This window comes from Luteimonas rhizosphaericola (assembly GCF_029888045.1).
GTDB lineage: Bacteria > Pseudomonadota > Gammaproteobacteria > Xanthomonadales > Xanthomonadaceae > Luteimonas > Luteimonas rhizosphaericola.
Genome location: NZ_JARXRN010000028.1, coordinates 154,506 through 163,904 on the forward strand (window position 1 = coordinate 154,506; position 9,399 = coordinate 163,904).

Below are 9,399 nucleotides of genomic sequence, written 5' to 3' on the forward strand. Positions count from 1 at the left end.
TTCGCGCCCCGGCATTGTGCCGCCGCGCATGCGTACGCGCCACGCCGGGCGTGTAAAGTGGCCGCGATGCAGCCCGCCGACCCCGCCGACATCGCCCGGAACCTGGCCGAGCTCAGGCAGGAACACCGCGACCTCGACACCGCGATCGAGACCCTGCAGGCGCACATCTCCAGCGACGAACTGACGATCAAGCGGCTGAAGAAGCGCAAGCTGCTGCTCAAGGATGCGATCGCGCGGCTCGAAAGCGCCCTGATCCCCGACCTGGACGCCTGATGCAGCCCCCGGCGACGGAACGCCCCCTGCGCGCGCCCCCGACCGACCGCCAGCAGTGGCTCGCGATCCTGCGCCACCGCTGGGGACGGCTGGCCCTGCTGCTGGTGCTGCTGGTCCTTGCGGGTGTCGCCGCGTCGGGCGGCTTCCGTCGCGCCGACGGCCTGCCCGGCGCCCGCTATCCGGTGCTGGCGGCGGGGCAGACGGTCGACACCGGCGCATTCGCCATCACCCCGCTGCGCGCCTGGATCGCCGACGCTCCTCCGGGCGCGTATCCGAAGGCGGGGCAGCGGGTGCTGATGCTGCGCCTGCGGGTCGAGAACCGCACCGATGCCGCGTTCGCGGCGTCCGCGCTGTTCGCCCAGGACGTGGTATGGCTGCCCGACGGGCGCTCGAACGAGCGCAAGGCGCAGCCGCTGCGGCGGGCCGACGACCACACGCTGACCGTACAGCTGCAGCCCGGCGTGCCGGTGCTGGTGGACATGGCCTGGGAATTCGACGCCGCCGAGTCCGTGCGCACGCCGGCTGCCTGGGGCGTATACGCGCGACGCTTCGTCGCGCGCGGCTATCTGCAGGGCGACGGCGATGCCGGCTGGAAGCAGGACGCGCCGCTGGCCAGGATCGTGCTCGCGGCGGGCACGCCGCCGGAGGCCGGATAGATGGCGGCGACGCCCGCGACAGCGCGCCACCTGCCGGTGCGCTGGGGGCTGGTGGCGGCGAGCGTGGTGGTGATCGCAGCGATCGTCTGGCTGCGCGGACACGCGCCCTCGTTCGACGACAAGCTGGCCCCGTTCGTGCTGCCCGGCGCCATCGGCGAACGGGTGGAGGCGCGCAACTTCGCCGTGCGCGCGAAGCGGCTCAGGCTGGCGCAGGCCTACCGGACGCCCGGGCCGGGTGTCGACGGCGCGCCGGTGGAGGCGCGTGCGGACGGGGTGTGGCTGTCGGTGCTGGTGGATGTCGAGCCCACGCGCGAGCCCGGCTACGTCAGCGCGTGGCTGCGCGCCGCGGACGGGCGCACCTTCGTCGCCGCCAGCGGCGACCGGCCGCGGGTGGGCAACCTCAACTTCGCCAACGTGCAGCTGGCCACCGGCCTGGAGGGCCGGGGCGCGTATTTCTTCGATGTGCCGCAGGATGCGCTGGCGGACGCGCGCCTGCTGTTCTTCTGGGGCCTGTCGAAGCCCGGCGACATGGACCATCTGGTCGAGATCGATCCCGGCCTCGACGCCGCCGCGCTCCAGGCCCTGCGCCGGGACGCGCAGCCGCTGATCGACCTGGTGCCCTGAACCGTGTCGCTGCCCCGCACAGCGTCCCCCCACGATGCCGGCGACGGCCCCACCGGCTGGTGGCGGCGCAACCGCTTCTGGCTCGCCGGCGCGCTCGTGCTCGGCGCGCTGGCGTTCTGGCTGCCCTATCGCGACGCCGTGCACGAATTCCAGGACCGGCGCGAGCCGCGCCACCCGCGCGACGTCGCCGCGGGCCAGTGGGGCGAGTACGAAGGCGCGCGCTGGCGCGTGGCCGCCGTGGAGCGGGTGGACGACGTGCCCGAAGCCTTCGCGGGCTATCCGCACGATGCCTCGTCGCTGCTGGTGGTGAGCTACGACGTGGTGCCCGGGCGCGCGGCCACCCCCGACCTGCTGGACCGCTGCAAGGGCCGCCTGAGCGACGCGCAGGGGCGCACCTGGAACGCCGGCGCGATGCCGCACGCCAGCCTCGACCGCACCCGGCAGCGGCTGGGGACGCGCTGCGGTTCGCGCACCAATGCCGACTTCGAACGCGAAGCCGCGCGGCCCGGCGAACCCTTCCGCTTCCACCACCTCTACCAGGTGCCGCGCGCGGTGCCCACCGCGGCCCTGCGCGGCGAGATCGCGTTCCCGCCGTTCACCACCACGCCGGCGGGCACCTACCTGCGCTTCGATCTGCGCGATGCCGGCGCCGTGGAGTAGGGGCGATTGCCGTGCACGCGGCGCCCGCCGGCGGAGACGGCGCGGGTCGGGCGGCGGAACGCGCTAGCCGACGTCGGCGCGCGGCAGGCGGGCGACGGCGCGATCGAAGGTCGCGGCCAGCAGCACGATCCGCAGCACTTCGGTGAGCAGCGCCGGCCGCAGCGACAGCGGTCCGTTCACCAGCACCAGCAGAGGCTGGGCGATCACCTGCCACTCCTGCCATTCGCGCGGACCCAGGGCGCGCGTCGCCCAGCGCCAGGCCCAGGCATCGAACGAGGCCAGCAGCTGCCAGCCCAGCACCAGGGTCAGCAGCGCCGGCAGGCCTGCGCGCAGCACCAGGCGCAGGCTGTTCACCACCGGCACGCCCTTGCTGGTCCAGCCCGCACTGGCCTTGGTCGCGAGCCGGCGCCAGGCCACGTGCAGGCCCTGGAACCGCGTGGCCAGGGTGTCGGCATGGCGGTCGGCGTCGCCCATCCGGTGGCGCCGGCGCAGGTCCAGGCCGTACACGATCGCGGTGATCGCCAGCCACACCAGCGGCATCGCGGCCGCGCCGGCCAGGGTGGAGACCACGTCCCACACCGGCATGGCCACGCGTTTGGCCTGTTCCAGCGAGACCAGGCCGACGAACGGGTTCGCCCACCACTCGGAAACGGCGACGTAGATCGCGCGCGCCTGCCACCACGTCCGCGCCTGCGACATCCAGCCCGCGATCGCCGACACGCCGACGAATACCCAGTAGGCCTCGCACACGGTCGCCACCAGCGCCCACACGCCGTGGCCGGTGGCGGCCGCGCGGCGCCTGGCGACGGCGCGCACCGCCCAGGCCACCGCCAGCGCGATCCAGATGCCCCTGACCCGCAGGATCGACGACAGGCTTTCGCGGTGTTCGAACGAGACCCCGCTCAGGTAGCTGAGGATGAAATCGCGCTTGATCCCGTCCAGCAGGCCCCAGCTGGCGTAGTAGGCGAAGAACGGCAGCAACGCCACGGCGAGCGCGCCCAGCCACGGGTGCTGCGGACGCACCTCCGGCACGCCCAGGCCGGCGGCCTGGGTGGGCAGCGACGGCCGCAGCACCAGGAACATGCCGATCACGCCCACCAGCTGGGTGACGATCAGCACCGCGATCGCGGCATACGAGAGCAGCAGCGAGGTTTCGGCCAGGCGGATGGACGCCTGCTGCAGCAGGTCGTAGGCCACGCGCTGGGCGAAGAACAGGCACAGCAGCGCCGGCCAGTGGCGCCACAGCAGGCGCGCCGCCAGCTGCGGGATCGCCCACCAGGCGTCCGCGGACGCTGCCTCGGCGGGTGCCGTGCCCAGGGTCGTCGCCGACATCAACCGTCCTTGCGTGCGCGGGCCGACAGCGTAGCGCGCGCCGGCGTGGGCGCGCTCATCCCGCCGGGGGCGGGGCCTCGTCCGGGCGCACCGCTTCCGGGCTCACCTTCTCGATCGTGTGCCGCAGTTCGCGGCCCAGGATCACCTTCGCGTCCTTCGCCCACGATTCGAGCCGCTGGTCGAACACCAGCTTGCTGTTCTGGTCGAGCTTGACCAGTTCCAGCTCGCGCAGCTTCTGGATGAAGCCGCGGAACAGGCTCTTGTCGAAGAACTCCGGCGCCGCCGGCGCATACAGCAGGCTCAGCCGCTGCGCGGCCAGCTGGCACAGGCTTTCGAGCTCGCCGGCGCCGAGCGTGCCCGGGCCGTTCTTGGCCAGCACCGAGATCGCGATGTAGTAACGCTCGAACGCCTGCTGCAGCGGATGGCCCAGCGCGCGCAGGCGGAACACCTCGTCGGACTGGCCGGCGTTGCGCGCCAGCACGCCGCCGTCGTCCTCGCCGGCGCGCTCGAGCAGTCCTTCGCGCACGAACACGTCGATGGTGCGGTCGATGCGTGCGGCAAAGCCGTCGCCGTCCCAGGGCAGGAACAGCTCGCCCTGCAGGAACGGGTACACCGCGCGGCCGATGCGCATCAGGGTCTCGCGCGACATGCGCCGGTTGTGCTGGAAGCAGCACGCGATCCAGGCCGAGGCGGTGAACAGGTGCAGCACGTTGTTGCGGAAATAGCTCAGCAGCACCGCGTCGTCGTCGCCCACGCTGAACACGTCGCCCAGCGGATGCGACACCCGGCGCAGCACGCCGATCTCCTCGCCGTGGGCCACGATCTCGCGCGGACTGTGCGGCGTGACGGTGACGCGGTCGGAGTAGGGCACCTCGGCCAGCAGCGTCTTCGACAGCTCGATCTGCGCCAGCAGGTCGCCTTCGCCCATCGCGTGCTTGGGCGTGGACAGCAGCGCCAGCGCCAGCAGGTTGATCGGGTTCACGTCGGCGGCGCGGTTGATGTTGACCTGGATGCGTTCGGCCGCGACGTCCACGGTGCGCGAGAGCCACTCGGGCTTGTCCTCGTCGTCCAGCGGCTGGCCGTTCCAGGCGGTGGCGTGTTCGGCCAGCAGCTCGCCCAGCGGGATCGGCTCGCCGAAGTTCACCACCACCTGGCCGTAGTTCTGCCGCAGCACCTTCGGGATGCCCCACAGCAGCGACCAGATCGATTCCTTCTCCTTCGGCTTGCCCGACAGTTCGTCCAGGTAGCTGTTGCCCTCCATCAGCTTCTCGTAGCCGATGTAGACCGGCTGGAACAGCACCGGGCGCGAGGGCTGCCGCAGGTAGGCGCGCAGGGTCATCGCGATCATGCCGCCCTTGGGCTGCAGCAGCCGGCCGGTGCGCGAGCGCCCGCCCTCGACGAAGTATTCGATCGAATAGCCGCCGGCGATCAGCTGCGCCACGTACTCGGCCAGCACTGCCGAGTACAGCGCCGAGCCGCGGATCGAGCGGCGGATGAAGAACGCGCCGCCGCGGCGCAGCAGCGGGCCGATCACCGGCAGGTTGAGGTTGATGCCGGCGACGATGTGCGGCGGCACGATGCCCTTGGTGTAGAGCAGGTAGCTCAGCAGCAGGTAGTCCATGTGGCTGCGGTGGCTGGGCACGTAGACCACCTCGTTGCCGGGCGCCACCGCCTTGAGCGAATCGAGGTGGTGCACCAGCACGCCGCGGTAGATCCGGTTCCACACCGAGGTCAGCAGGAACGAGGCCGAGCGCACCACCGGGTGCGAATAGTCGGCCGCGATCTCGTACGCCATCGCGTGCGCCTTCTTCCACGCGTCCTCGGGCGAACTGCTGTCGCGCCGGGCCTGGTCGGCGATCGCGTCCTTCACCGGCTGCGAGGCCAGCACCTTGTCCACCAGCAGGCGCCGGGTCGACAGGTCGGGGCCGATGATCGCCTCGCGCAGGCGGTTGAAGTGGGTGCGCAGCACGCGCGAGAGCTTGCGCACCGTGCGCTCGGGCGGCAGGTCCTCGGCCAGCAGGCTGCGGATGCTCACCGGCGCGGCGAACTGCACCAGGGTGTCGCGGCCGTTGAGCAGGATCGCCAGCAGCCGCCGGAAGCGGCCGACGATCGCCCAGTTCTCCGAGAACAGCACCGAGAACCAGCCCGAGGCCTTGTCCGGGGAGCGGCCGACGAAGATCGACACCGGCACCAGCTGCACGTCCAGCGCGGGATCCAGGCGATGCGCCTCGAGCAGCCGCGCCAGCGATTCGGAATGGGTCTTCTTCGGCGGCGCCTGGCCCGTCGCCAGCGCCAGGGTGCCGCCGGCGTTGCGCCGCGACAGCGCCACGTAGGCGCGCTTGCGGCCCAGCGGGTCCCCGGGCAGCGGGCGCAGCGGCGCGGGCATGCCGGTCTCGCGGCAGGCGCGGTCGAGGATCAGCGCGTTGGACAGGCCGTAGTCCTCGAGCACGTAGCAGACCGGGCGCGGGTCGACCAGGTCCGGCGGCGATTGCGGCTCGATCTTCAGCCCGATCCAGGGCTGGAGCACCCAGCCGGCCAGCTTCGCCCACCACGGCCGCCCGCTGCGCAGCGCGGCCACGCGCGCAGGCGCCAAGTTCGGCGCGCCGGCGGTTTCGCCGGGGGAGGGGCCGTCGCCGCCGGGCGGCTCGAACAGGTTGGGTTGGGTGGGCATCGTTTCATTATGCCCAAGCGCGCCGCGCCGCCCGCGCCGGCCGCGGACGCACGGGATGTCAAGGATCGCTGAACGGATTCCGCGGTTTGGCCGGCAAAACGTGACCGGTGGCCGCAACCGGCGCACCCGCGCTTGCGGGGTTTGACGGTTTGTTTACAAACGGGACGTCGCACGAGGGGGCGTGCGGTTCCGCGGCCTGGCCGCTGCCGCTTTTTCAAGGAGAGATCGATGTCGCCCCGTACCCATCGTCTGGCCGGCGCCGTGCGCCGCGCCCTTCCGCTGCTCGTGCTTCCGGTCGCGGTCCTGGCCCAGGAGGCCCCGCCGCCCCCCGATCCTGAAGCCCGCACCCTCGACACGGTCCAGGTCACCGGCTCGCGCATCCGCCGCGCCGACCTGGAGACCCAGGTGCCGGTGCAGGTGCTGAGCCGCGAGGACATCGACCGCAGCGGCTTCACCTCGGTCGCCGAAGTGGTGCAGAACCTCACCGCCAGCGGCGCCGCGCTCAACACCAAGTTCAACTCGTCCGGCAACTTCGGCTTCCCGCCGGACGGCGGCGGCGTCGGCGCGGGCGCGGCCACGGTCGACCTGCGCCACCTCGGCGCCAAGCGCGTGCTGGTGCTGGTCGACGGCATCCGCTGGGTGAACGAGTCCTCGGCCTCGGGCGTGGGCTCGTCGGTCGACCTCAACACCATCCCGCTGTCGATCATCGAGCGCATCGAGGTGCTGGAGGACGGCGCCTCGTCCATCTACGGCTCGGACGCGATCGCCGGCGTGGTCAACATCATCACCCGCAAGGATGTCGACGGCGCCAGCGTGCAGCTGCACTACGGCGACTACACCGATCTCTCCGGCGGCGATACCTGGGGCGCGGACCTGGGCTGGGGCGGCAGCAGCGACCGCGCGCGCTGGTTCGTCGGCGCCTCGTACTTCGAGCAGAAGGAGATCTCCTCGCTCGAATACGGCCCGGCCAGCGTGCCGGTGCCGGGCACCGGGCTGGCGAACGGCAGCTCGGCCACGCCGACCGGGCGGTTCGTGTTCCAGGATCCGAACACGGGCACGGTGTACGACATCACGCCGAATACCGGCGCGACCGATCCGACGTACCTGCCTGGACAGACTCCGTGCCGAGACGCGGATGGCAATCCGACCGGCGTGGTCCGCGCCGACGATTTCCACTGCTTCGGCACCGCCGACCGCTTCAACTTCGCGCCCTACAACCTGCTGCTCACGCCCTCGGAGCGCAAGTCGGTGTTCGGCCAGGTGCAGTTCGACTTCACCCCGACCTTCGGCGGCTTCGTGCGCCTGCTCTACAACGAACGCAACTCCGCCAACCAGGCCGCGCCCGAACCGTTCTTCCTCGGCACCGACGCCGGCGTCTACAACGACTACGCCGAACGCACGCTGGTGATCTCGGCGCTCAATCCCTACAACCCGTTCGGCTTCGACCTGACCACGGCCGGCGACGCGCCCAACCTGTTCCTGCTCGGCCGCCGGCCGGTCGAGGGCGGGCCGCGCCGCTTCGAACAGGACGTGGAGACCTGGTACGCCTCGGGCGGCCTCAACGGCGTGTTCGACGTCGCCGACCGGCCGTGGAGCTGGGACATCAACGTGGTGCGCAGTGAGAGCAAGGCCGAGCAGACCAATACCGGCAGCTACAACATCCGCCGCATCAACGAGGCGCTCGGCGATCCGTCCGCGTGCGCGGCGATCAGCGGCTGCGTGCCGCTGAACGTGTTCGGCGGCCCGAGCACGATCACGCCGGACATGCTGGCCTGGATCCAGCCGGTGGTGCGCGACCAGAGCCGCAACACGCTCAGCCTGGCCTCGGCCAACCTGACCGGCGAGCTGTTCGAGGGCTGGGCCGGACCGGTGTCGTTCGCCGCCGGCGTCGAGTACCGCGAATACGAGGGCGAATACCGGCCCGACGCACTGACGGTCGCCGGCGAGTACAACGGCGTGCCCTCCGGCCCGACGCAGGGCGAATACGACGTGCGCGAGGCCTATGCCGAATTCCTGGTGCCGCTGATGCGCGAGGGCTGGTTCGGCAAGTCGCTCGACCTGAGCCTGGCCGGACGCTGGTCGGACTACTCGAACTTCGGCAGCACCAACACCGGCAAGATCGGCCTGCGCTGGCAGGTGGCCGACGAATTCCTGCTCCGCGGCTCGTTCGCCGAAGGCTTCCGCGCGCCCTCGATCGGCGAGCTGTACGGCACCCTGAGCCGCTTCGACGCCACCCTGGTCGATCCCTGCAACAACGCCGCCGCCACCACGCCCGAGTGCGTCGCCGACGGCGTGCCGCCGGACTACGAGCAGGCCAATCCGCAGATCTCGGTGGTCACCTCGGGCAACGAGGCGCTGGAGCCTGAGACCAGCCGCAGCCTGATGCTGGGCGCGGTCTGGAGCCCGTCGTTCGCCGACCAGGCGGCATGGTCGGACCGGCTCGACCTCGGCGTGACCTTCTATAAGCACACCATCGACGGCGCGATCCAGGCGCTGGACGCGCAGACCATCCTCAACCGCTGCGTGTTCGGGCGCGACCCGGTCTCGTGCGGCTTCTACGAGCGCAACGCGCGTGGCCAGATCGTGCGCTTCGACAACATCCTCGGCAACGTCGGCACCATCCGCACCGACGGCTGGGACTTCGACGTCGGCTGGCGCCTGCCGGAACAGGCCTGGGGCGTGCTGGCGTTCGACTGGAAGACCACCTGGGTCACGAAGTACGAGCTGGTCAACGAAGCCGGCCAGCCCGAGCCGCGCGCGCCGGGGGTGGAGATCAACAACAGCGCGATCCCCGAGCGCACCTCGACGCTGTCGGCGCAGTGGAGCCGCGGCGGCTGGTCGGCCGCCTGGAGCGCGCGCTACATCGACCGGCTGACCGAATCGTGCGGCGGCGCCAACGGGTTCGACATCTGCGACGACAGCGCCAACGACACCAATGCGCTGGGATCGACCACCTACCACGACGCGCAGCTGGCCTGGGCCACCGATGCGTGGATGAAGGACTTCCGCATCACGCTCGGCGTCAACAACGTCTTCGGCAAGGACCCGCCGATCTGCTTGAGCTGCTCGCTCAACGGCTACGACGCCTCGACCTACGATCTGCCGGGACGCTTCTGGTACGCGCGGGTGGGCTTCGGGTTCTGACCGCGCGCGATGGGCGCGGCGGCGAGGCGGACGGCCGCC

The 9,399-nt window shown here is 71.5% G+C and carries 7 protein-coding genes; 5 read left to right on the forward strand and 2 right to left on the reverse strand.

Going from position 1 to position 9,399, the window contains the following annotated elements:
• Positions 1–66: 66 nt before the first annotated feature.
• The 4 genes from QFW80_RS13245 to QFW80_RS13260 are packed head-to-tail and all read left to right on the forward strand — an operon-like array spanning position 67 to position 2,213.
• Positions 67–273, forward strand: coding sequence for a YdcH family protein (locus QFW80_RS13245; RefSeq protein WP_280602446.1), 207 nt, complete (start codon positions 67–69; stop codon positions 271–273).
• Entirely contained in the window at positions 273–929 is a 657-nt protein-coding gene (locus QFW80_RS13250; protein ID WP_280602447.1) for a hypothetical protein, read from the forward strand. The genes QFW80_RS13245 and QFW80_RS13250 overlap by 1 nt, the downstream gene beginning before the upstream one ends.
• Positions 930–1,553: a hypothetical protein gene (locus QFW80_RS13255; RefSeq protein ID WP_280602448.1), complete on the forward strand. Its 624-nt coding sequence runs from the start codon at positions 930–932 to the stop codon at positions 1,551–1,553.
• A 3-nt stretch (positions 1,554–1,556) separates the two neighbouring features.
• Positions 1,557–2,213, forward strand: coding sequence for a hypothetical protein (locus QFW80_RS13260; RefSeq protein ID WP_280602449.1), 657 nt, complete (start codon positions 1,557–1,559; stop codon positions 2,211–2,213).
• A gap of 63 nt (positions 2,214–2,276) precedes the next feature.
• On the opposite strand, the gene QFW80_RS13265 is transcribed toward QFW80_RS13260, so the two are convergent.
• The gene (locus QFW80_RS13265; protein WP_280602450.1) at positions 2,277–3,545 is read right to left on the reverse strand and encodes a hypothetical protein; all 1,269 of its coding nucleotides are present in this window, start codon (positions 3,543–3,545) and stop codon (positions 2,277–2,279) included.
• A gap of 55 nt (positions 3,546–3,600) precedes the next feature.
• Entirely contained in the window at positions 3,601–6,216 is a 2,616-nt protein-coding gene (gene plsB, locus QFW80_RS13270; RefSeq protein WP_280602451.1) for a glycerol-3-phosphate 1-O-acyltransferase PlsB, read from the reverse strand.
• A 228-nt stretch (positions 6,217–6,444) separates the two neighbouring features.
• Between plsB and QFW80_RS13275 the strand changes: the two genes are divergently transcribed.
• Positions 6,445–9,360, forward strand: a complete 2,916-nt coding sequence (locus QFW80_RS13275) for a TonB-dependent receptor plug domain-containing protein (protein ID WP_280602452.1) — start codon at positions 6,445–6,447, stop codon at positions 9,358–9,360.
• Positions 9,361–9,399 lie beyond the last annotated feature (39 nt).